The sequence below is a fragment of the Paenibacillus tarimensis genome, assembly GCF_021532315.1.
GTDB lineage: Bacteria > Bacillota > Bacilli > Paenibacillales > Paenibacillaceae > Paenibacillus_I > Paenibacillus_I tarimensis.
In genome coordinates this window covers 57,678-82,589 of the sequence record NZ_JAKGAO010000024.1, presented here as the reverse complement: position 1 = coordinate 82,589, position 24,912 = coordinate 57,678, and the positions used below count along the sequence as shown (strand labels likewise).

General features: G+C 47.7%; 17 protein-coding genes. 15 read left to right on the top strand and 2 right to left on the bottom strand.

Annotated features, from left to right (window positions below):
* Complete coding sequence (locus L1N82_RS18710) at positions 1–5,535, bottom strand: DUF4011 domain-containing protein (RefSeq protein WP_235288989.1); 5,535 nt, start codon at positions 5,533–5,535, stop codon at positions 1–3.
* A gap of 555 nt (positions 5,536–6,090) precedes the next feature.
* On the opposite strand from L1N82_RS18710, the gene L1N82_RS18705 reads away from it, so the two are divergent.
* From L1N82_RS18705 to L1N82_RS18675, 7 genes are all read left to right on the top strand, one after another.
* Complete coding sequence (locus tag L1N82_RS18705; protein WP_235288988.1) at positions 6,091–7,860, top strand: reverse transcriptase domain-containing protein; 1,770 nt, start codon at positions 6,091–6,093, stop codon at positions 7,858–7,860.
* A 438-nt stretch (positions 7,861–8,298) separates the two neighbouring features.
* Positions 8,299–9,027 (top strand): ABC transporter ATP-binding protein, encoded by a 729-nt coding sequence (locus L1N82_RS18700; protein WP_235288987.1) that lies wholly within the window; start codon positions 8,299–8,301, stop codon positions 9,025–9,027.
* The gene (locus L1N82_RS18695) at positions 9,011–10,621 is read left to right on the top strand and encodes a hypothetical protein (protein WP_235288986.1); all 1,611 of its coding nucleotides are present in this window, start codon (positions 9,011–9,013) and stop codon (positions 10,619–10,621) included. The genes L1N82_RS18700 and L1N82_RS18695 overlap by 17 nt, the downstream gene beginning before the upstream one ends.
* A 357-nt stretch (positions 10,622–10,978) precedes the next feature.
* Positions 10,979–12,181 carry an L-lactate MFS transporter gene (locus tag L1N82_RS18690; RefSeq protein ID WP_235288985.1) on the top strand — a complete coding sequence of 401 codons (1,203 nt, stop codon included), beginning with the start codon at positions 10,979–10,981 and terminating at the stop codon, positions 12,179–12,181.
* A 170-nt stretch (positions 12,182–12,351) separates the two neighbouring features.
* Positions 12,352–12,825, top strand: coding sequence for a hypothetical protein (locus L1N82_RS18685; RefSeq protein ID WP_235288984.1), 474 nt, complete (start codon positions 12,352–12,354; stop codon positions 12,823–12,825).
* On the top strand, positions 12,822–13,337 hold the full coding sequence (locus L1N82_RS18680) for a hypothetical protein (protein WP_235288983.1): 516 nt from the start codon (positions 12,822–12,824) through the stop codon (positions 13,335–13,337). The genes L1N82_RS18685 and L1N82_RS18680 overlap by 4 nt, the downstream gene beginning before the upstream one ends.
* 117 nt (positions 13,338–13,454) lie before the next feature.
* Positions 13,455–13,682 (top strand): DNA-binding protein, encoded by a 228-nt coding sequence (locus tag L1N82_RS18675; RefSeq protein WP_235288982.1) that lies wholly within the window; start codon positions 13,455–13,457, stop codon positions 13,680–13,682.
* A gap of 114 nt (positions 13,683–13,796) precedes the next feature.
* Here the strand turns inward: L1N82_RS18675 and L1N82_RS18670 are convergent, their stop codons facing one another.
* Positions 13,797–15,389 carry a bifunctional metallophosphatase/5'-nucleotidase gene (locus tag L1N82_RS18670; protein WP_235288981.1) on the bottom strand — a complete coding sequence of 531 codons (1,593 nt, stop codon included), beginning with the start codon at positions 15,387–15,389 and terminating at the stop codon, positions 13,797–13,799.
* A gap of 186 nt (positions 15,390–15,575) precedes the next feature.
* Here L1N82_RS18670 and L1N82_RS18665 point away from each other — a divergent pair, with 186 nt between their 5' ends.
* The 8 genes from L1N82_RS18665 (at position 15,576) to L1N82_RS18630 (ending at position 24,546) form a co-directional block, all read left to right on the top strand.
* Positions 15,576–16,679: a phosphate/phosphite/phosphonate ABC transporter substrate-binding protein gene (locus L1N82_RS18665; RefSeq protein ID WP_235288980.1), complete on the top strand. Its 1,104-nt coding sequence runs from the start codon at positions 15,576–15,578 to the stop codon at positions 16,677–16,679.
* A gap of 104 nt (positions 16,680–16,783) precedes the next feature.
* Positions 16,784–17,566, top strand: a complete 783-nt coding sequence (phnC, locus tag L1N82_RS18660; RefSeq protein WP_235288979.1) for a phosphonate ABC transporter ATP-binding protein — start codon at positions 16,784–16,786, stop codon at positions 17,564–17,566.
* Positions 17,559–18,374 (top strand): phosphonate ABC transporter, permease protein PhnE, encoded by an 816-nt coding sequence (gene phnE / locus L1N82_RS18655; protein ID WP_235288978.1) that lies wholly within the window; start codon positions 17,559–17,561, stop codon positions 18,372–18,374. Before phnC ends, phnE (L1N82_RS18655) begins: the two co-directional genes overlap by 8 nt.
* 16 nt (positions 18,375–18,390) lie before the next feature.
* A complete protein-coding gene (gene phnE, locus L1N82_RS18650) occupies positions 18,391–19,197 on the top strand; it encodes a phosphonate ABC transporter, permease protein PhnE (RefSeq protein WP_235288977.1) in 807 nt (268 codons plus the stop codon).
* Positions 19,198–19,477: 280 nt separating this feature from the next.
* The gene (locus tag L1N82_RS18645; protein WP_235288976.1) at positions 19,478–20,128 is read left to right on the top strand and encodes an SGNH/GDSL hydrolase family protein; all 651 of its coding nucleotides are present in this window, start codon (positions 19,478–19,480) and stop codon (positions 20,126–20,128) included.
* Between the two features lie 9 nt (positions 20,129–20,137).
* Positions 20,138–20,884 carry a VOC family protein gene (locus L1N82_RS18640; RefSeq protein WP_235288975.1) on the top strand — a complete coding sequence of 249 codons (747 nt, stop codon included), beginning with the start codon at positions 20,138–20,140 and terminating at the stop codon, positions 20,882–20,884.
* Positions 20,885–20,956: 72 nt separating this feature from the next.
* A complete protein-coding gene (locus L1N82_RS18635) occupies positions 20,957–21,832 on the top strand; it encodes a hypothetical protein (protein ID WP_235288974.1) in 876 nt (291 codons plus the stop codon).
* A gap of 311 nt (positions 21,833–22,143) precedes the next feature.
* Entirely contained in the window at positions 22,144–24,546 is a 2,403-nt protein-coding gene (locus L1N82_RS18630) for a glycoside hydrolase family 44 protein (RefSeq protein WP_235288973.1), read from the top strand.
* Positions 24,547–24,912 lie beyond the last annotated feature (366 nt).

Below are 24,912 nucleotides of genomic sequence, written 5' to 3'. Positions count from 1 at the left end.
CTACAATGGTATTACCTTACCGCCAGAATTCCTTACAATACCAGATTCAATTAAATAATTACATGCTTGTTGCATAGCATGATTGATGTTGCCGCCAGTCCTGCTGAACCCAAAAGCACGTGCAGTAAGCAAGTAAAGATCATTGGTAGTGATCCCAATACTTTTGCTCACTATCTGGAGCATCGCCTCAGCGATTTCTTCCTTTGAGATATGGGCTATTGTTCTAACCCCAACGTCAGTAGAGAGAGGGACCCTCGCTTTAATGTTATCGGCCCCTTTGATCCATAGGAAGTCATCTCTCCGTTCCAATTTATCCGTTAGGTAACTATCGATTACATAGTTGACTGAGTCCCGGACTTTTACTGTTACCTTCTGATTGCCAAACAAACCGGCTACTCTTTTGAACAGCAATTCAGAGTGAATGGGATATTCTTTCTGAACAACATGCTTAATCACGTTCTTCAGATACGTATTGTCATCCGAAGGGCGTTTCACCTCATACACATTGGCCTCTTCGTAATAATCGAATGAATACGGGTTATCGTAAGATTGGTCGTCATTCGATACGGGATTCTCAATTACCTCAATGCTAATAGATTCTTGTAAGAGATCGTCTTGGAGTTTATTCATTGCTCCAGAATTTGTGCTGCTTTCTTCAGAATATTCATTTAAAGCTTTTTGAATAGCATCAAGTAGCTTCCGCCCCTCTGTTAAGGGGTCCTTAATCCAGTCGGTAGACCATATGCGATAGATCCTCCAGCCTATATCCTCCAAAACAGTTTGACGCAACCTATCCCGCTCTCTGGCTGTCCGAGCTGAATGATAAGTAGCTCCATCACATTCTATGCCTAGAACGAACCTACCGCTTAACGTGGGGTGTTTAACGGCAAGATCAATTCGATATCCGGAGCAACCTACTTGAGTAGCTATAGAGAATCCGTTCTTGACTAAGAAGTCATAGACAGACTCTTCAAATGGAGAATCCACGTTTACTGTATCGGTGTATGTCAGTTCGTTTAGGATTGCCTCAGGACCATTCATAGCGAACTCAATGTAGGAGCGTAGCATCTTGACACCTTCAGCGTTTGTGCTCTCCAGCTTTATGTCGGTTGGTCGAATCGACCCGACTAATTTGACGTTATACTTGGCACGGGTTATGGCAACATTTAACCGGCGAAAACCGCCCGATCTGCTCAAAGGCCCGAAGTTCATATACATTACGCCATTTGGATCTTTTGCATAGCCGATGCTGAAGATAATGGTATCACGTTCATCACCTTGCACATTCTCCAGGTTTTTAATAAAGAATGCCTCTTCCTTGTCTTCATGGAAGAATTTCTCGTACTCTTGGTTTTGTAAACGCAATTGACGAATGGCAGCGTCAACGGCTTGTTGCTGGGCTTCACTGAAAGTGACAACTCCTAAGGATCTATCGGGATAATTGCGGAAATGGTCGTAAACCATTTCTGCTACACGTGCAGCCTCTCTAGAGTTACACTTCTTGCCACCCCGGTCATAAACTCCGTTCTCGACATAAATGTATTCGACGCCGTGATTAGGAACCTTATCGATGTGAGAAGGAAATGTGATTAGATCATGATTGTAGATCTTGGCGTTTGAAAAAGCGATTAGATGTTCATGGCGGCTTCGGTAATGCCATCTTAGTGTACGCTCTGCAAGAACCGTTAAAGATTCGTCAAGGATGGACTCAAAGGCGTCTGTATCATCTAAATTTTCGTCATCAGAATCGTTTACATCAAAGTCGCCATCTGATGTACTCGCGGCGAAGAAGCTAGTTGGAGGTAACTGCTTGTTGTCGCCAGCTATGATAACTTGGCTACCCCTCATAATGGCTCCGATTGCGTCTTCTGTACAAACCTGTGAAGCTTCATCAAAAATAACAATATCAAAATTGTAATTATCCGCATCCAGAAATAAGCTTACTGAAAGAGGAGACATCATAAGACAAGGTTTCAAGGTTAGCAAAAGGTTAGGTATCGCCCTGAAAAGTTTGCGAAGAGGTAGTATTTTACGCTGCTTACCTAATTCACGCCTTAATATCCCTACCTCATCTACGGCCATTGTTGCTGTATTCAGATCTGGTAATCTCGAGACTAACCGTTCTTTAATTCTTGTTCGGGCTAGAGAAAGCTGAGTCAGATCAAGGCGATTAAATTCACGAATGATCTCATCTTGACTCCGACTGCGGAATGAGTTCACCGTAGGGAACTTAAGGATCACGGAGTCTACCCAAAGTCGATAAAATCTTTTTAAGAAAGTTCCCACAATCTGATTCTTGTCGATCTTAAGCTCTTCTATCTTCTGGACATATTCCGTTAAGCCTTCTTTATTACATTCATCCCTACAACTACGGAAATCAATCCATTCTTCCAAAGAGGAAATGTTATTTAGACAATTGCGGATCTTTAAGGACAACTCTGTTAAGTCTATCCGGTGCAACTCTTCTTTGTTGTCGAAGAGGTCTGCATACCATCGCCATTCCTTTTGTATTTGGGACAAGCTGTCCTTTAGGTTCTTATTGTATGCGGAGACATCAGAGATGAATGATGTGTCGGAACAAATGCGATTAATATAATCCATCGGTAAAGCGTATTTTTCGTGTATTTTTTTGAAATCACCTGTCCAAGATAATGAACCTAAAATTGAATTCCAGTCTGTCTGGATACTACCATTGAAGAAGTTTTGATAAGTCTCTTTAAGACGTTCACTCTCCGAATTAATCGTAAGGTCAGTGATCTGAATGATCTCGAGCTTGGAGATATCGTCCATTACTTCATCATAAGATAGTTCTTTGTTGCTGAATCTGGTCACCTCTGTAAATAGCTCATCTAGATCCTGTAGTGAATTTGTTACACTAGTAATCATTTCAAGGAGTACTGTCGAATCCATGACCTTATAATCCGCATGTGTTGAGAATACTCTTTGAAGAATAAGCGGTAGTTCGTTATCGTTTATAATTCCAAGTTTCTCATGGTACGTTTTAAGGCTTTGATAGGTAGAACCACTGCTAATAAGGAAGTCCTTAACACTTGATGATATTGGTTCACCCGAGAACGAGTTGATGATACTTGTAAATTGTTCAAGTGATTGTTCCAGTAGATCCCAGTCTGTTAACTTCCCCGCGTAATGGCTTCCAAGCAATTCAGTCAAGAGGTGATCATTCTCTTTTAGCCAGGTATGCTTATCGGAGAGATCTTTTAACTGATTTAAAACGGTGATAATTGTTTGATCGTCGATCTTTTGATTACTACCCTTCACAAGGCCAAGGACTTGTTTTTTATCTGATCTGTAACTCTTCTTAAGATGTTTTAACCAAGAGGTGTATTCCACTTTGAACCGTTTAAGCATAGAAGAGAAATCCAACTCAAAGATTTCTATATCAAAGATGCTGCTAATAGAAACTGAAATTGCATTGATTTGGTCGTAGGTATTCTTAGCTTCTAAGGCAATCTTCTTAATTGCAGTGTATTTGCCCGGCTCAAACCAAGATTCGGTTGGCCTTGGATTAAGAAGTATATGACTAATAAGCACGTGTAGGCTCTCTAAGCCGGAAATAGAGGATTTGTATGGAATTTTGAGTGTTTTAGCAATGCTATCCGCCGCGGCAGAAGCGGTTTCTAATTTTGTAGTAACCGTGGATAGTTCATTTATGATTGATCTTGCAAACTTCATGACATCATTTTCAGTAGGAAAATTACCGGAGTTTAGAACCGGTTTAATGGCTAAGGTTTTTGTTTGGAGTTGTGACTTTCTAGCTTCTGCTTTCATTGTGAAGTATTCGCAATGGTACACCTTACGCAGTTGAGCCTGATATTCCTCATACTCCTGTTTCATCTCGAGATATTTCTCTGCTTGCTGCATAAGCGAGGAAATGTCATCCGTTGTTACCCAATGAATCGGAATGCCCGGTGATTTTTCAGATACATTGAGGATCTCAATGAGATCATCTATCTCGGATAAGTTCGATCCCCTATTCAAGCCAAGTGTTGTGTTCGTTTTGTTGATAGTCTCTAGCAATGTTACGAAGGCAGGGGCTAGCTTCCTTAGGTTTGTTTCAATGTCATGTCTTAGTTCGTGGGAAACATGGGGGACATTGCAGTTTCTCCATGGGTTTAGAGCGTAATCAGCGGTCATTTTTCCGATGGTCTTGGATAACTCGTTCAGGAGGTATTTGTATCGATTCATTTGTTCCGGTGTTGTACCAGCAACGTTGTTAATGGTGAATATAACGTCAGGGGTCTCATACAGCTTCGCCAATTTCCCATTAACCATATATAGAGATTGATTAAGTGGCTGGATGATCGTATGGAGCTCCGTAACATAATGGTTCAATTTTCCCCTTTGTCGCTCAAGTAATTCAAGTTGTGTGATTGCCTCTTCATGAATCTTAAATCTATTTAATGTCAGTGTGCGTCCAAGATCATTCAGTACCTCCTTCTTGTTGGCTTTATGGCTGTGTAGGGTCAAGCAAAAGTCGGAGAGGCCGGCCTGCGACAGGCGTTTATGTACTACCTCAAGTGCTGCCATTTTCTCAGACACAAAGAGGACCCGCTTACCTTCAGCAAGACTCTCAGCGATTATGTTTGTTATGGTTTGGCTTTTCCCAGTGCCTGGGGGGCCTTGCAGAACAAAACTGACACCCTTCTTTGAATAAAGAATGGCATCCTGCTGGCTGGAATCAGCATCGACAACTTGAAACGTGTCTATTGCTCGTATCTTTTTATCATGATCATAATGATTGAATTCAGCGGGCAATGTTTTGATTTGAGTTCTGTCTCCGGACAGCCCACGAAGAACAGGATGTGCCTTGATTTTTTCTTGATTCTTATCTAGGTCTTCATACATATTTATTTTCAAAAATGAGAGTAGGCTTAAGCATGTTTCGAGAGCAATATCCCATTTGTTCTTACTAACTGTTTTGCTAAGGGTTGAGAGATAATCTGTTATGCTGTCTTCATGTGCATCAAATTCAGGTAGAGTTATCCCAAATTCGTGCTCCATCTTATATTTTAATGTTGGGTTGATAACGACCTCGTCTTCATGTAAACGCAGGACGAAAGGGGATGTAATGGACTCTAATGTAAGTGTAACAGGAACAAGTACGATAGGGGATGTGATGATTTGGTCAGAGTTCAGACTCTCTTTCCATTTGAGAAAACCAAAAGTAAGATACAGGATATTGACGCCCTGTTCTTCAAGTGCTGTCTTTGCTTTATTTCTAAGATTTCTTAACGTCTTCTGTTGTTCATTAATTGTTTGATTAGTTTGGATATCACCAAGTGAAGTATAACGCTCAGCAGCTTCATCTTCCTCATCTTCGAGTTCTTCATAAGGGAAAGGGAATTCTAAGTCTGTCTCATTCACGACTAGCAACCTGAACAATTCGGCAAGATCAGGACTTGTTATTTTTATGTTGGAACGTTTGGTCTCTCGATAGTTGATAAGTCTGTTTTTCTTTCCTAGATCAAGCAAACGCTTTTTCCATTTATCTATGCGAATATCAATTGCAGCCATATTAACACCTCAACCATTCAGGACTTTAAACATAAGAATATAGGAACCAAAGTTCCTATAGATTAATTCAACATTTAGAAAAAATCTCCTTCTTTCGACATGGAATGGCTGTAAATTGACAACATAAATACTACGATAATGAGATTTAGTTAGTCAAAGGGCCTCAATCCCTTCGGGGTTACTTTGACTAAGTAAGAAGAATTAGCTGAGTAAAGGCTTCTTCCTGCATATATGTGATACATATGGGGAGAAATATAATGTGTCTATGTTACTGAGGAGAGAATAAGTAGATTATGGTAAGTTTTAAAGGTTAATAATCGTCTTAAGCTTTGTTCTAAAGATAGCAAAGACAAGTAGAAAGGAGCTATAGTATAATACCATTAGGCAAGCAAGATGCAGTTGACTTTTGGATGGTGATAATCGCTATCCAACAACCTAAGGTAACTACGTATCGCTATGTACTACTCGCGCTGTTTATCGAATTGTCTCACTTGGTATCACCGGAGTAATTTAGAAAGGTAGAACTGCACTTGTTTGCCTACTTGTGTATCTGAGGTGATCTTTATCAGTACTCTTGTCCGTCCTTTATTACAAAGTTCAGATGATAAAATAAAAAGTAAATTCAAAACCTTAACTGATTTTGAAGATGTCGCATTGTTGTTGGAAATTCCAGTAGAATTTCTTTGGAAGATTCTTATTAGAGATAAGCAAATTAACTATAAGTCTTTTCCCTTGGCTAAAAAAAATGGTGGTTATCGCACAATATATAGTCCCTCAAAAAATTTGACTCTACTTCAAAAAAAACTCGCCTATATTCTTTCTCTGAACTTTACACCTCATACCCGAGCATACGGTTTTATAGAAAAACGAAGTATCGTAACGAATGCTTCTGAACATCTTAAAAAGAATTATGTATTGAATATAGACTTAGAGAACTTTTTTGAGAGTATATCTTTTGCAAGGGTGAGAAAGATGTTTATTTCTTACTTTAAGTTCAATGATACGGTCTCAACAACACTTGCGAATATTTGCGTTCATCCGGATGGTATTTTGCCTCAAGGAGCGGCAACTTCCCCAATAATTTCTAATATACTTGCCAAGAGTTTAGATAAGGAACTCCTGAGGCTTTCCCTTGAAAGTAAGGGGGTTAAATATACAAGATATGCAGACGATATTACATTTTCAACAAATAAGAAAACATTCCCTAAAGCTATTGCGTTACTGAATGATGATAAGCAGGTAATATTAAGCGATAACTTAATACAGATTATTAAGAGTAATGGCTTCAATGTAAACGAACGTAAAATTAGACTGCAAGATCGTGAAGGTAATCAATCTGTAACAGGGATTACAGTGAATGAGAAATTGAACGTAAGCAGGACATATATTCGTAGAATTCGTTCCATTCTTAATTGTATAGAAAAGAACATTAATGACCTTGATTTTGCAAGAAGCATATTTGAACGGAAATATCCATTCCGACAAAGGGTAAAAGGGAACTACCCGGATATGTTCTTAGTACTTCGGGGAATGATTACCCATGTAGGTCACGTAAAGGGAAAACGAGACCCTATTTACTTGAAATTAGCAAGCCGATTTAACCGAATATCTCCAAAGAAAATGATTATTAATTCTGCTGAAAAGCAAAATAATAAAAGAAAAGCCTATGAAGATTATACTTATGTTATAGACCAGGATGATATCAAATGTGTCTTTGATCCTAAAATGGATGACATGGTAGATCTTTATTACGGGCAGGGAACAGGCGTTCTTCTTAAAGGAATAGGTGTGGTTACTAACACACATGTACTTGGTACAATAATTGATGCCTTAGATAATGGTGCTAAACTTCCTAGTAGTTATCGTATCCGGGTATTTAAACATGATTCTGAACTTGCTTGTACCATTACATGTTATGACCCCGAAAGAGACATTGCAATTCTGACACCCGATGATATTGATTGTTCGGCTATTGGATTAGAGTACAATACAAGTATTACGAAGGGTCAGTCTATTGATTTAATTGGATATCCAAATTATCGTCAAGGACAAGAGATTAGGGTTGAGAATGGCTTTGTTCAAGGTAAAAGAATTCATAAGGGAACAAAAGGTGAATATATTCGCCATGAAATTTCACCAACTATTTATGCAGGAAACAGTGGTGGACCAGTTGTTAATGAAAATGCTGAAGTGATTGCTATTGCTGCAAAAGGAGCAACCGAGAACGGAGTAGTACCAAACGAGGTAATTCCAATATCTGAAATTATCAAGCTAGCTCAGGATAATGGTTTACTTAATGAAAGAATGAGTAGTGTTCAACTTTAGTGGCGGGATAGGAGCCCAATCTTAGTGGGATACGCCAATTGGTCTCCGACTGTGATTAACTGGAAGAAGACAATCAGGCTGACCTAGATCGAAGCCGGTTATGGGGCGTCGACCCAGGTGACATCAAAACTGTGACTACACCCGTAGTAGCCTATGTACCGCTATCTTCGGACAGGGGTTCAACTCCCCTCGTCTCCACCATGTAAATCCACGACCTCATTCGGTTGTGGATTTTTGCCATGGGAAAGACTTGAATCTTCTAGAATGTTCGGATTGCTAAAGAGAGAGTACTTAGTTCAATATTTTAAGTGCCTCACTCGAAAGACTGAGGGTAGGGCTTTTGTGTACTTCTTCCGTACCTGCAAGATGCAGTTTGTCTGCAAATGGAATAGGTGGAAACTCTACTGACAAGCTTACCGTATTACAGGGATGGAAGGAGTGATTTCATTGCAGCTGGTGCTGGACAAGATTACGAAGCAGTTCAACGAGAAGCAGGTGCTTCAAGGCGTGGAGCAGCGGTTTCAGAAGGGTAAAATATACGGGTTGCTGGGACGGAACGGGGCAGGCAAGACCACTTTATTCAACTGCCTAAGCGGTGAGCTAAAGATGGATGGCGGCCGGGCTTTATTGGAGATTGACGGCGCGGAGCGTGAGCTGCGTGAGCAGGATGTTGGCTACGTCTACTCGCTGCCGATCCTGCCGGAGTTTCTGACGGGCTATGAGTTTGTTAAATTCTTTATGGATAGTAACCGCCACGAGAATCTTCAGGCCGATCTAACGATAGACCAATATTTCGACATGATGAGTATGGCGGAGGAGGAGCGGCACCGGCTCATTAAAGGGTATTCTCACGGAATGAAGAACAAGCTGCAGATGCTGCTGTTCTTGATCACGAAGCCGCCGGTCATTCTGCTGGATGAGCCGCTTACTTCCTTCGACGTTATTGTGGCGCTGGAGATGAAGAAGCTGCTCCGCGAGATGAAGCATAACCATATCCTCATTTTCTCCACCCATATTCTGCAGCTTGCATCCGATCTTTGCGATGAACTCGTGATCTTGAACCGCGGTCAGTTAGCGTCCGTGTCGCCTGAGCTGCTGCGCAGTCCAGAATTCGAGCAGAGCATTATCGAGCTGCTGAAGGATGAGAGCCATGCTGAAGGTTCTTAGCACGCTGCTGGCGATACGGACGTCCTCGGCGATCAATCTGTTCTTCTACTATGTACAGCGGCTGCCCTTGATCGGCAAGGTGATCAAGAATTCCGTGTATGCAAGGTTGGATCTGAAGCGCTCGGTCAATGTCCTTGTAATTGCTGTGTTGCTGCTGTGGAGCGTCATATCCAAGCTTCTGTACCTGTACCTGCTTGTCTATTTGCCGATAACGGCTGCAAGCGAACGGTCGAACGCACATGAGCCGCTTGAGCTGTTCATTCACGTGTTCGTGCTCATCAGCTTGCTGGTTGCAGGGGTGAGCAGCGCCAATGTGCTGGAACCGAAGCGGGAAAAATATGTAGCGGTGAAGCTGATGCGAATGTCGCCTAAGCTCTATATGCAAGCCGCTTTATCCTATCGGTATGTCGTGTTTCTTGCCAGCTACATACCAGCCCTGCTGGTATTCGTGCTGCTCCTGCAGGGGACGGTACTGCAAGCGGTCATGCTTGCGGTGTCTGTCACGGGGTGGAGAATACTGTGTGAATATCTTCATCTCAAGCTGTATGAGAAGACCGGGGTTGTATTAGTCAAGCGGGCGGCTATTGTATGGCTCGTCATTATTGCAGGCTATACCGCTGCGTATCTGCCGCTCTTGCTGGAAGGAGTGCCGACGGTCGGACCGGCTATCATGCACGGGTTAGTGGTGTTGGTATCCGCTGTTTTGGGGGCCACGGCGGCCGTTCAGCTTGCGAGGTATCCTCATTACCGAGAGGCTGTGAATGCCGCATCGAAGCGGGACGATCCGTACTTGAACGTCAGAGGTATGATTGCAGATGCTAACAAGACAAGCGTTCAAGCCACGGAGAGCGATTATGCAGAAGAGACCATGGGGCGGGAGCTGTTTGTTGGGAAAGAGGGCTATGCTTATCTCAATGCGATCTTCTTCGCAAGGCATCGCAGCTTAATCCGCCGTCCCGTCTACAAGCGGCTCGCGATTACTGCTGCTGCAGGAATCATCGGCTCGATCGCGATGCTGGTCATGGGCCGTATGCAGCCGGGTTACCTGCAGCTGGAGCTGGCAATGGTTTTCCCCATTTTGCCCATCGTGATGAGCTTATTGAGCATGGGTGAGACCATGTGCAGGGCGATGTTCTACCACTGCGATATCAGCTTAACCCGTTACAGCTTCTACCGGAGCGCGGCTTACGAGCATTTCTTAATCCGGCTGCGCAAGATGACCGGCCAGAATATGCTGATTGCAGCTGGATTAGGGGGAGCACTGACGCTGGTAACCTTCACGGCAGGCGGGAGCATTCAGCTGCTTCATGTCGTGCTGTTATGGACTAGCATCGCCTCGCTGGCAGTCATATTTACCATCCATCATCTGTTTCTCTACTATATCTTTCAGCCCTATTCCACGGACTTGGATATGAAAAATCCGCTATATTTCATTGTGTCCATGCCTGTGTCGGCTGCCTGCGGGTTCGTTGTCTTCTTTCCGGTTCCGCCTGCTGCCTTGACCAGTGCTGTCTTATTGATTGCGGTCGTATATTTTGCAGTTGCAACCATATCCGTTCGCAAGTACGCGCATAATACGTTCAGAGTGAAGTAGGGATTAAGGCTGTACAGGTGCCGCTTGCCGTGCAGGATGCATTTATTGGGGATTGACTATGGATATGAGGGCAGGTATAATTACCTAGGCTTTGTGGGTAAGCTGCGGATGTTCGCGCAGGACTGTTACACGGGATGGTTTCCATCAGGATCCTTACAGATCGGGATTGGAGGATATCCGCTAACAACGTTAGACGGTTCTTATTCACAGTCCTTAATAAGGATTAGATAATTATACACAATCATACGACGGTAGCTTAAGTAAGCACGGCAGCGTGAGTACAAGGGAGGCCTGTGAGGATGCGTAAGCATCTGAACGGGTCTCTCTTTTTGACATCTAAGGAGGCAGGTACAGAAGATGAAGAGATGGTGGGTTGTGCTGGGAGCGTTAATGATCCAGATGAATTTGGGAGCGGTCTATGCATGGAGTTTGTTTAACAAGCCATTAATGGATAAATTTGGCTGGGAGCGGGAGGATGTGGTCGTCACCTTCTCCATTACAATCGCGACCTTTGCCTTGGCAACAATAGCGGCCGGAAGGCTTCAGGACCGTATCGGGCCGAGAAAGGTGGCCACTATCGGGGGCCTCTTGCTTGGAGCCGGACTGATGTTATCTAGTCAAGCGGATACTTTATTGGAGTTGTACCTCTATTACGGTGTAATTGGCGGGATCGGCATCGGTACGGCATATGTCTGTCCTCTCTCGGCATGTATCAAATGGTTTCCGGACAAACCAGGCCTGATTGGCGGGCTCGCGGTAGCGGGTTTCGGAGCGGGGGGACTAATTTACAAGCCTGTAATTGGAGCCATGATCGAATCTGTCGGAGTGTCTGCCAGCTTCGTTTATCTGGGGCTGCTGTATATGATCCTTGTCATTGGAGGAGCCCAGCTGCTGCTGAATCCTGCCGGACAGGCACGGAAGCTTGATGCGTCCACGTCGGGACAAGGGGAAAGACCTTCTTACAAGCCAACAGAAATGCTTGCCACACGAACGTTCTATATCATGTGGGCGATGTTCTTCTTCGGTACCATAGCGGGGTTAATGGTCATCAGCTTTGCGGTGGACATTGGCGTAGAGATGGTAGGTTTAACTGCAGCGGAAGCCGCCAATGCCGTGATGTTCATCGCCTTGTTTAACGCTTTGGGCCGGATTTTGCTTGGGAAGCTGTCCGATAGTGTGGGACGCAAGAGAACACTTCTGTGGATGTACGGGCTGACAGCTGCCGTCCTCCTGTTTATGAGCATGGTTCCTATGACAGTCAGTCTGTTCATGGTATCTGTATCCCTGATCGGCTTCTGCTTCGGGGGATTCCTGGCTGTCTACCCTTCCTTGACCGCTGACTATTACGGCACAGGCAGTCTGGGAGCTAATTATGGCCTCGTCTATCAAGCGTACGGGCTGTCCGCCTTCGTAGGACCAATCATCGTTAAGAACGTTTCGTTCACGCAGGCATTTGTGGTAGCAGCGCTATGCTGCGTCATCGCCATCGTCCTGGCCAACTGGCTTCGGATTCCGGAATACAGGAAACCCTCTCTTGCCAGTCCGAGGGGCGCGAACTGAAGCGGTGGTCCTGCCGTGAAATTTAACATATTCTTGCTAGTGTACAAGAAACCCGACCGCTCATGGTCGGGTTTTTGCCGGAGTGGCGCATCTAGAGACTGTATGTGAATGGAGGGAACTGGCTATACTGTCTACATAAGTTGGGTTTATGTGGAGGGGGTCAAGGCCAGATGAGCTTTGTAGTGATGTTCGTTGCGGCATGGTTATCCGTATTTATTCTCTATTCAATGAACAAAAGCTTGTCGGTGGCCGAGAATGTGTTCGTTTACTTGATCATCCTTGCAATTGGAATGAACATTTCCTGGTTCGTTGCAGAAGAGTTTAAGCTCGTGGAAATAACGCGCAACGGATTGTCCTATACGGGATTTTTACTATATCGAACGATTGCCTACCCAATCTTATATGTCATAATGATGAACGCCGTATTCAAGTCAAGGAATGCAGCGGGTGCTTTTTTATCGGCATGTATGGTGATTGCAGTCATTTTATCACTGAATGGACTAATGATTTTCTACGAATCATTCATCTATAAGAAGTGGAATCTGTTCTATGATGCTGTGGTTATCATATTTTTGCAGGTGGTGAGCTACGGCTTATTAAAGCTATATAGAAAAGCTGTCTATCGCGGGGTGAATGTACGATGATCCTTTGGGAGTATTTTGACCGGAATGAGTGGTATGTCCTTATTATGCTGATTAGTTCATATGCGGCTGTTATATTGCTGCCTAGAAGAATCCCTGCGCATTTGCTTATTCTTAGCTTGGTATGGGGAATTTCAAGTGCGATGCTGGTCGATTTTACGATTGGCGGCGGGATGATGGATTTCTATAAGGTTAACGATTCGGATCGGTATGAACTGACTGATTTTTTGACTTATTTCATGTTTGCTCCGTTTGGATACTTCTTTATTTACTTTTATGAATTGCTGAACATCCGCAAGAAGACGCTCATTTATTACATATTGGGCTGGACTGTCGTAGGTACAGGGGTGCAATGGGTCTCCGAATGGATGAAGATGACGCAATACCAAGGGGGCTACAGGTATGAATACAATATCCCTGTATTTCTGGTCATTCAAACGATTACAGGTTTGTTCTACGCCTATCTGAGAGCTCATCCTATAATTCGTGAAAATAGGCGGCAGACGCCAGGGTGAGGGAGTTCCTTGCTTGGCATGGAAGGGCCTTGGTTGAATATCTATAATACGTTAAATCATGTATTCATGGTATACTAGTAGTGTTCCGCTTGAACAGGAACCAGGAGGTTGCCTATAATGCCGAGCTTTAAAGATTGGAACCAGAAAGTAAAGCAGACCTTCAACGCGACAAGCAATGAAATCGTGCTGACCGTTACGGAGGCAGGCGAAGCGCTCGGTCTCTCCAAAGACAATATGAAGCTCTATGTTGACAAGCATGGGCTAACCAAGGTGCGCATCACAAGAAGCGTTCATCGCTACCTGCTGCTGAAAAGTGAAATCGATTATATTGTGGCGAACAGGTAATGCAATCGAGGAAGCCATAGCGCGAATCAGTAGAAGCCAGCCCATACCACATGAAAAACCCGACCGGACAAGGTCGGGTTTTTGCTATGAAACAGGTGCCTCTCAGCAAGCCGATTACTTCACCCCGCCTGCCACACGCCAGTTTTCATTCACGGATGCCGTAATGCGCCCGCGGGCCAGAATGTAGTCAGCGAGCAGCTCTACCATATCGATCGGAATGTCCTTTACGACCGGCTTGTTCTGGAACATAGTGAAATTCCCGCCGCCGCCTGCACGGTAGTTGTTCATGACGACGTCGAATATCTCACCATCGGCAATCGGCTGGCCATTGCGCTCCAGCTTGGTCACACGCTGACCGACCGGCCTTGCGATGTCTAATATGTACTCAATGCCTTCCCACATATCATAGTTGTAATGCTGCGGCTTGGGCGCCAGATAAGCAGGGCTGACGACGATCTCACCCTGACTGTTAAGCGCGAAGTACTCCGCCGACTTCTCCAGGGCCTGCCGGATGTCCTGTCCTGAGATACGAATCACCTTCAGGGTGTTCGGATAGATATAATTCGTTACGATGTCCCGCATCGTAATGCGCTCCCCGAAGCCTGGGGACAGATTATCAAATAGAGCCGTATTGGAAATATCCGCTCCGGAAACCTCCATCTGCACCCGGTTAATGAATTCAATCAGCGGATGCTCCCGCAGGCGGACATCGGCATGCGATGCTATCGTCATGTCGCCCTCCACATGCCCGATCGGCAGGTCCAGCCAGGTCTGCGTCATCGCTTCAACCCCGCTGACGAGCTGCTCAACCGCTTCATCCGGGCGATAGTCTGCTGCAGCAATCAGCTCAGACCGCTTATCCGTCACCGTCCAGCCACTCCCGCTCTCCTCAAGCCGCAGTGTTACCTTGCCCAGAAACCGGCCTTCATTGGCAGGCTGCACAACACAGACGCCGTTGATGCTGCAATCTGCAATAGCGCGGTGCTGATGGCCTGTCAGCAGCACGTCGATGCCGTCCACCTGCTCACAGATTGCATAGCCGACATTCTCACCGGTCAAGGGCTCAGTCGCTGCGCCTGTCACAGGATCACGCTCGAAGCCGCCATGGTAGGACACGATAACGACATCGCAGCGCTCTTCATTCCGTAATATACCCACCCATCTGCGTGCGGCTTCCACCGGATCATCGAACCGGATTCCTGCAATATGCTGCGGCTGTTCCCAGTTAGGAATATACGAGGTGGTAAGGCCCAGTATGCCAATCCGCAGACCATTGCCGAGCTCCCTCACGATGTATGGCTTCCCGAACAGCGGTTCGCCGGTTACGGTATCAATTGTGTTGGCTGACAGCCACGGGAAGGCGGACGCCTCCACGGCGCTCTGCAGATAAGGCAGACCATAGTTAAACTCATGGTTGCCGAGTACGGCTGCATCATAACGAAGCTCATTCATGCAGGCAATAACGGGATTCGCCGGTTCGCTGTTCACCTTGGCATGATAATAGGTCAGCGGAGTCCCCTGTAGACAGTCCCCATTATCAATGAGCAGCGTATTTGGCTGCGCCCTGCGAATCTCTCTCACCATGCTGGCGATGCGCGCCAGTCCATGCCCGACCTCATCCCGGGTAGCGTAGCTTCGCGGCCGTACAAAGCCGTGAAGGTCGCTCGTCTCGAGCACAACCACTTCATAGGTTTGGATTGTCATCATTCTCTCTCCCTGCAAGGTTACTAAACTTTTACTTATCCTATCACATGCCGGCTATCTATCGACAGAACACAGCAAGATTTAACACGACCTTTACATCCCAATAATGAATGGATAATAAAACAGGCTTATACTTCTAGAGTATTCAATGGTCATCAGCTTTTAACAAAATTAGGTGGAGGTCTCCAAGTGAAAAACAAATTTATGCTGCTCTTAGCTTCTGTGCTTACATTCGGAATGCTGGCAGGCTGCGGTGGCAACAACGGTAACAATACGCCAGCGCCTGCTAACAATTCGCAAACTCCGGCTGAAACGAACACACCGGCCAATACGCCTGAGGAAGATGCCAGCAAGACAATCGATACACTGAAGGTCAGCTTCGTTCCTTCCAAAGACCCGGACGAGATTATTACGACAACCGAACCGCTGAAGGAGCTGCTGAAGAATCAGCTGGCAACGCAGGGCTATACAGTAGGCGAAGTACAGATTGACGTAGGTACAAATTATGAAGCAGTTGGAGAGGCGCTTAGTGCAGGCACGACTGACATCGGCCTCATTCCGGGCGGAACGTACACGTTATATGACGACGGTGCGGAAGTGATTTTGACGGCGACGCGCAAGGCGCTCTCCATCGATTCGGATAACCCGAAAGAGTGGAACGACAACAAGCCGACTAAGGGCCTTGACGATCAGCAGGCATCATACTACCGTTCCCTGATCCTGGCTGGTCCTTCTGAGAAGGGGCAAGAGCTTGCAGCTAAAGTAAACAATGGTGAAGAGCTGACTTGGGAAGATCTGAACAGCGCGAGCTGGGGCGTCATGTCCACTTCCTCGTCTGCCGGATACATCTACCCGACACTGTGGCTGCAGGAGAAGTATAACAAGAAGCTGAGCGATCTCGCCAAGGTTACGCCATCCGATTCCTATGGCAGCTCGTTCGGGCGGCTTGCAAACGGTCAATTTGATGTCATTGCCGTATATGCGGATGCGCGCCGTGACAATGAAGAGAAGTGGACAAGCGAGTACGGCGGCACAGGTTCAATTTGGGACCAGACGAACGTAATCGGTGTTACGGATCCAATCTATAACGATACGATCAGTGTAAGCAAGAACTCGCCGATTATGACGGATGATCTGAAGAAGGCGCTCCAGGAAGCTTTCATAGCGATTGCGGAGACGGAAGAAGGCAAGGGAGTTATCGCCATCTACACGCATGAAGGATACAAGGTCGCTCAGCCTTCCGATTATGACGGAGAGCGTGAAGCACAGAAGCTGCTCCGCAGCATGCAGTAATTTTAAAGCACAACTTGCATGAATCCCAAATGAGGACATCATGATTTCATGATGGCCTCATTTTTTACGACTCCAAATCTATCGCTAAAGGATTGAAGCTTCTCATGATTGAATTCATCGGTGTAGATAAGAAATATGCTAACGGTACGACCGCTCTGCAGGATATCAACTTAACCATTGAACAAGGCGAATTCGTCGCCGTAATCGGCTTATCGGGTGCCGGCAAATCGACGCTCATCAGATGCATTAACCGGATACACGGGATAACGAAGGGGACCATTATCGTCGATAAGGTCGACGTTTCCAAGCTTAAGGGCCGCGATATCCGCAAATTCCGCCGCAGAATCGGGATGATCTTCCAGTCCTTCAACCTGGTGACACGCACGAGCGTGATCAATAATGTGCTCGTTTCCTTCGTCCCGGAGCTGCCGATGTGGCGCAAGCTGGCCGGTGTCTTCACGAAGCAGCAGAAGATCAAGGCGCTTGAGGCCCTTGATAAGGTAGGAATTCTGGATAAGGCATTCGTACGGGTTGATCAGCTCTCCGGCGGGCAGCAGCAGCGGGTAGCGCTGGCTCGTACGCTCGCGCAAAGTCCGGATATCATTCTTGCGGACGAGCCGATCGCTTCCCTGGACCCCGTAACCTCGCGCATTGTTATGGACGACTTCAAAAAGATCAACAAGGAAATGAATATCTCTGTCATTATGAATATCCACCATGTGGAGATTGCACTAGAATATGCGGACCGGATCATCGGCATCCGCAAGGGTGAGGTTGTGTTCGACGGACCATCCTCCAAGGTGACACAGGGTATTCTTCAAGATATCTACGGCGGCAAGTGGGAAGCGGAGCAAGCGGCGATGGAGGAGCAGGCAGCCTATGTATGACAAGATCTTTACGCCCAAGGCAATCACCCTCCCAAACGGGAAAGTGGTGCTCCAGAAGCGCTCCCGCATGCCGCTTATCATCCTGGTATTGGCGGTTTGCACGGCTCTGTCGGTGAGATTCACAGGGTTCAGCTTTCATACGCTGGTTACGAGAATGGATGAATTCTTCACCATTATCGGGCAGATGATCCCGCCCAACTGGGCGTACTTGCCTAGAATATGGGGGCCTCTGCTGGACACCATCAAGATGTCGCTGCTCGGTTCTATGATTGGGGCGCTGCTGGCACTGCCTGCTGCAGTAGCGGCTTCGTCCAATATCATACAATCGAAGCTGGTGGTTGTTGTGAGCAAGACGCTGCTGAGTCTGCTGCGGACACTGCCGACGCTGGTTACTGCGCTGGTTGCGACCTACGTATTCGGCCTTGGGCCAATGGCGGGTACGGTTGCGATTATGCTGTTCACCATTTCCTACGTGGGCAAGCTGCTGTATGAGCAGATCGAGAATGTGGATATTGGCGCCTTTGAAGCAATGGAATCGGTTGGCATGACGAGAATCCAGGCGTTTCGTTTCGCCATTTTCCCGCAGATTCTTCCAGGCTATATATCTACGTCCCTTTATTGCTTTGAAGGAAATGTACGATATGCCGCGATTCTGGGATTTGTCGGAGCCGGCGGCATTGGCCTGGTAATCAACGAAGGACTCGGCTGGCGTGATTACCCGGCTGTCGGCATGATCATTCTAGTGCTAATCGTGACGGTCTATCTGATCGAGAGGGTCAGCGAGCATTTCCGCAAAAAGCTTATCTAAGGGAGACTTCAGGTCTATGAATCATATTGAAAAACAACTGCAAGCAGCGCCTCAGAGCCGATTATACGTAACGGTTATAGCAGCAATCATCGCGGCCTTATTCGCGTGGTCGTTAACAGCGGTCAACTTCAGTGATATTCAGCAGGGCGGACTCGCCATCGCCAAGAACATTCTGTACGGGCTGACACATCCGAATACGGATCTGCTGTTCAACCTGTCGAAGCAGAGTGTGCTGTATCTGCTGGTGGAGACAATAGCAATCGCGTTTCTCGGAACAATCGTTGGCGCTATTCTGGCTGTTCCGCTCGCCTTCCTGGCAGCTTCTAACATCGTACCAGGGCCGGTTGCCTGGGTGACGAGGCTGCTGCTTATTATCATCCGGACCATCCCGGCGCTTGTATACGGCCTGTTATTTATCCGGGTCACGGGTCTTGGGGCGTTCGCTGGCGTATTGACAGTGGGACTGACTTCCATCGGAATGCTGGCCAAGCTGTATGTGGATGCCATTGAGGAATTGGATACGCGTGTGCTGGAATCAATGACATCGGTTGGCTGCACGACCTTTGAGAAAATCCGGTTCGGCATCGTTCCGCAGCTCTTGTCCAGCTTTATGTCGGTTGTCATCTACCGCTTCGATATGAACATGCGCGAGGCATCCATTCTGGGTCTCGTCGGTGCCGGCGGTATCGGTGCGCCGCTAATCTTCGCCATGCGGAGCTACAAATGGGACGAAGTTGGCTCGATCCTAATTGGCTTGGTCGTGCTGATTCTGATCATCGAATTTGTTTCGAACAAGCTGCGGGCAAAGCTGGTTAGAGGGTAAGAGAAGAATACAGCAAGTATATCAAATCTGCCATATTGGCCGGTCCAGAGGATAAGTCTGGGGCGGCCGTTTCTTTTAGTACAGACCAGCTGGCGGCTGCTGGCCGCTAGCCGTTCTGCGCCAGTGTTGTCTGTCCGTATAACAGGTGCCTGCCTTAGCCGCTTGGGATAGCAGGATATGTCAGGGGGGTGTCGAAGTTGAGTGGAGTTGGATATGCTGATCGCACACAGCATATCGAGAGAAGTGGATAGAATTAATACCAATGCAATGGGGGAGAAGCATGCCGGATTCAAAGACGATTTTATTCATAGGTGATTCGATCACGGACGGGGCGCGGGGCAGAACAGACGACCCCAATCATATTCTGGGACACGGATATGTCTTCATGATCGCAGGAAGGCTCGGCTTTGAGCTTGGCGGGGAAAGCCCGCAGGTCGTGAACCGCGGGATCAGCGGAGACCGCGTATCAGATTTGTATGCCAGATGGAACGAAGATGCAATCAGCGTGAGTCCGGATATCTTAAGTATTCTAGTTGGCGTCAATGATGCCTGGGCGTGGGCACATGGAGACTCGCGGGGAGCGACGGATCGTTTCAGAAGAGCCTACAGCCATCTTCTCGAAGAGACGAGAGAGGTCCTTCCGGAAACACGGATTGTATTGTGTGAACCTTTCATATTGAAGGCAGGAACGCTTGAAGAGAACTGGCCGAAGTGGGAAAGCCGGATGAAACAGTACCAGGAGGAGGTCAGGGGTCTTGCCGGCAGGTATAGCTGTTTGTTTGTGCCGCTCCAGGAACTGTTCGACGAGGCATGCCGCCAGGCGCCTGCGGGCTATTGGCTGTGGGACGGCGTTCACCCGACTGCGGCCGGCCACGAGCTGATTGCACGGCAGTGGCTGAGTGTTGTGCTGGATAATTTGGATACAGAATGAGGTGATGGGGTGAAAATCGATCATTTGGTTGTAAATGTCGACCGTGAAATACAAGAGAGCAAGAGTGAGACGGAGAGGTTTCATGCAATGGGACTTCCGTACAACCCCAAGTGGGGCAAGGGGACGAGAGGCTTTAAAGTATCCAACGTGTGGATCGGCAAGGAGTATTTTGAGTTTGTACGGATCAAAAGGCGGGATGGGGGCGGTTGGGTAGAGAACTGGACCGAACAATATGTGCAAGGCCATAGAGGACTGATCGGTTTTGCTCTTGAGGTCGACGATATCGAAGCCGTTTACAGGGAGCTTAAAGACAGAGGAGTTGATATTACAAACCCGGAGCCGCTCAGGTTTCGCTGGTTTTTTAATCTCCTGACGAGAACGATGCCTTGGCGTAATGCTTTTTTGCCCGGATTGAAAGGTGTGCCGTTTCAATTTTTTCTGCAGCAGATGAATGATGAGAAAGCAAAGTCATTCATGGAACAATATATGGTTCCGAACAGCAAGGAGAATAACATTCATGGCATTTCGGAGGTTGTTATCTACGGCCAGCTGACACAGTCAGATCGTAATTTACTCCATGCGTTATTTAGGGACTGCGAAGAACAGGAGGGAAGTTTCATCGTCCGGCTGGACAATCAGATGATCCGTTTTGTTTCTTCGCCGACCTATTATGTGGAAGTTCTGCTGGGCTGCGGCAACATGGACTATCAAAACAGGCAAGTGGCCCTGAAGAATCTAGTGATCCGCAATACATAACGCAACAGATGAAGAGCGATGCCGCCCGCAATCAGACTTGCGTATGACTATAGAGGCAAGGAGAGGATCCCTATGTTTAATTGCAAAAAAGGCCGCTTGGCGGTTCTGATACTGGCTTCGTCGGTCACGCTGACAGCCTGTGGTGATTATGGCGGGACCGTCAGAATGACTACAACAGTTCAGGAGACAGAGACGAATCAACCAGCACCAGCCGGGCCGGACGAGAACCATAACGCCGGGAATACGGGCGATACGATAAATTCATCCCATGCTTCTAGCAGGCAGGCGGGGGAGGCAGAGGGAAACAGCCCAATTGTGTCGCTGCCGGAGAAGGACGTATATTTGTACCCGGCAGCCGAGAATACGGCCCTCCTGCAGATCAGGGATAAGGAGCAGGAGCTGGACTGGATGTACAGCAACCCAAGAATGGTCATGCCTGTTCTTCAAATGCATGACTATGACAGGGATGGTGCTGAAGAGCTGGCGGCGGTCTTGCATGTCGCCTCAGGGACGGGACTGGCGATCGATGAACTGCATATCGTGGAATTTGCGGATGTGCCAGGGGAGGCGGACAAGCCCTTTATCGACCACCTCTTTCAAGAGGAAGATTACCTGGCACAGCTTCGGAATGTGCTCCAATTTGAGACATTCGACAGGGATGATGAGCTATTCGGCCGAATAACGGTTGATGGCGAGCCTTACGAAGTCAGTCTGAAGACATTCGCGGACACTTTTGGAGAAAAGAATATCCAGGAACAGATCGGATTTGGAGCGATTGTATATTTTCGCGCGGAGGGTGAAGAGCTTTCGCTTAGCGCTGCTGTTGGCTTGATCATCGACGGCGTTGCCGAGCCTCAGTATTTTGGGGAAGTGGAAGCAGCGGTGCAATACAGTTCAGGAGCGTTCAAGCTCAGTAAGCTTCGTTTTCTACCGAATGACCTGCAGTAGACCCAACCATGAAGACTCATCGCAATCCGCTTCGGCTGTGTTCCCGCCAAGCGGATTTTTGGCGCTGCCCGATTATACAGATACCGTCATACGGCTACAAAATACTCAAGCTATCAGTGGGAGAAAAGGTGAGTAGAGTCGCATATTGTTGGTAAATTTTGTGTGGTATAGGATGTACATTGGAAGTTGTTGCTTTTATAATATAGGTACGATATGTAAACGCTTTCTATGAGAGGGGTGAAAACCGAAGCTGTTTTCGGTATTACAGAGGTACAAATCTATGCACAGCCAACAAAGGAGGAATGAATGATATGACGACGAAGACCCGGAAGAAAAGATGGGCTGTATCGGTATTGACTGCCGCAGCCGTATTGGGAAGCTCGCTGATTCCGCTCTCATCGGCCGGCGCCGCTGCCGCCATACCGGTATCCATCCAGGTGGATACGGGCAAGGACCGGAGTGAGATTAGCCCCTATATCTATGGCACGAATGCGGGAATGGACATGACCGGGACAGAAGGCTTCACAGCAAGAAGACTGGGCGGCAACCGGATGACTGGATACAACTGGGAAAACAATGCCTCGAACGCGGGCAGCGATTGGTACCACAGCAGTGATTCCTACATGTGCTCGGTGATGGGCATCCCGGATGCACCCGGTACAACAGAATGCGATACGCCGGGGCTTGTGCATACAAAGTTCCACGACCAATCCCTGCAGCAGGATGCTTACTCGCTGCTGACACTGCAGATGGCGGGTTACGTTGCCCTTGACAAGAACGGAGAAGTGGCTGAATCCGAGACGGCACCTTCCGTCCGCTGGTCGGAGGTCCAGTTCAGTAAGGGTGCGCCTTTCTCAACGCAGCCTGATCTTACAGACGGTCAAGTCTATATGGACGAGTTTGTACATTTCATGGTCGACAAATACGGCAGCGCGGCAGAGTCCACAGGAGTCCAAGGATATTCACTGGATAATGAGCCCGGCTTGTGGTCTCATACGCACGCCAGAATTCATCCGAATCCGGTGGGAGCGCGTGAGCTTGTAGACCGTTCTGCTTCTCTATCGAGGGCGGTTAAGGCGGTTGATCCGGCTGCGGAAGTTTTCGGCGGTGTATTCTACGGCTTTGGCGCCTATCTTAACCTTCAGGAGGCTTCCGACTGGGAAGCAGTGAGAGGCAATCATAAGTGGTACATTGATTATTATCTGAATCAGATGAAGCAGGCTTCCGAGGCTGACGGCCAGCGCCTGCTGGACGTTCTGGATGTTCACTGGTATCCCGAAGCGCGAGGCGGCGGCCAGCGGATCACCTTCGAGGGTGTGGGCAACACCGAGACGAAGAAGGCGAGACTCCAGGCGCCAAGAACGCTGTGGGATCCGACCTACCAGGAGGACAGCTGGATTGGACAATACTTCGGCGACTACCTGCCCCTGCTGCCGCAGCTGAAGCAGTCCATCGATCAGCATTATCCGGGGACGAAGCTTGCGATGACGGAATACAATTACGGCGGGGAAGGTGACATATCCGGCGGTCTGGCCCAGGCGGATGTGCTTGGCATTATGGGCAAGTATGGCGTCTATATGGCCAACTTCTGGCAAATTGGGGAGGACACCAGCTATGTCAGCGCCGCTTACAAGCTCTACCGCAACTATGACGGCAGCGGATCTGCCTATGGCAGTACGAATGTACGCGCGGTGACGTCCGATCTGGACAACAGCTCTGTCCATGCCTCCGTTGCGGATGAGACCAATAATGAGCTCCACCTTATTGTCTTAAACAAGAACATGGAAGCACCGCTTCAAGCGGATATTGCCATTACAGGTGATAAAACGTACAGCTCGGGCCGGGTCTTCGGCTTTGATGCCGCAAGCCCGAACGTGACAGAGGCCGCTCCGGTAACAAACATTGCCGGCAACCGCTTCACGTACATGGTTCCGCCCCTTACGGCGTATCACATCGTGCTGAAGGCTTCAGGCGATAACAATAATCCGCCGGAAACGGCCCCCGATGCGCCCACAGGGTTGAAGGCAATAGCGGGCGAGCAGTCTGTAACGCTTAGCTGGAATGCTTCAGTTGGTGCCACCAGCTATATCGTGAAGCGCGCTGCGGCAGGCAGCAGCAGCTACGTGACGCTGGCTTCGCAAGTCGCGGGCACAACGTATACGGATACCGATGTGTCAGCCGGCACGACATATCATTATGTGGTCAGTGCGGTTAACAGCAAAGGAGTAAGCCCGAACTCTGCTTCGGTCAGCGCCAAACCAACCGGTACAACGGCGCCTCCTGAGACAGGCCTGGTGCTTCAATACCGTGCCGGGGATACCGATGCGGGGAACAACCAGATCAAGCCTCATTTTAACATCAGGAATACGGGAACGAAGCCGGTTAACTTAAGCGACCTGAAGATCCGGTATTATTTCTCCAAGGACAGCAGCGCATCGATGAATGCCTGGATTGACTGGGCTCAGGTGGGCGGCAGCAATATCAACCGGACATTCGCGGATGATTATGTCGAGCTCAGCTTTACACCGGGTGCCGGGACGCTTGCAGCGGGCGGACAGACGGGCGACATTCAGCTTCGCATGGCGAAGAATGACTGGAGCAATTTTGACGAGAGCAACGACTATTCGTTCGATCCCGCGAAGACTTCTTATACGAACTGGGATAAAGTGACGCTCTACCATAACGGTACGCTTGTCTGGGGAATCGAGCCCTAAGGCTTACGAATATGATATCCCATTCTATAGGGAGTAAGCAGCCTTGACCCGGTTCAGCCGGCTCAAGGCTGCGCTTATTATGAGCAGGTTATGCAGGAATATATATATATATTTTGTAAAAAAAGGCCTGTCTTTTTCACTCCGTCGGTGTGGTAGCGGCCGCTGCGGCATCCGGGGTATTTTACCTTAGCAGGATGAGCTGGCGTTACCTGCAACAAGCATCCGGTTACTTATAACCTGGTGCTTGTTTTATGTTGCAGCAGGCTTCGCAATAGTTAACAATCCCCGCTTTGGTTAATGTGTGTCGGCCCATAGTAGTGCAGACGGATCTGCTGCGCAGCCACATCCCGGTGTGCCTCTTGTAGC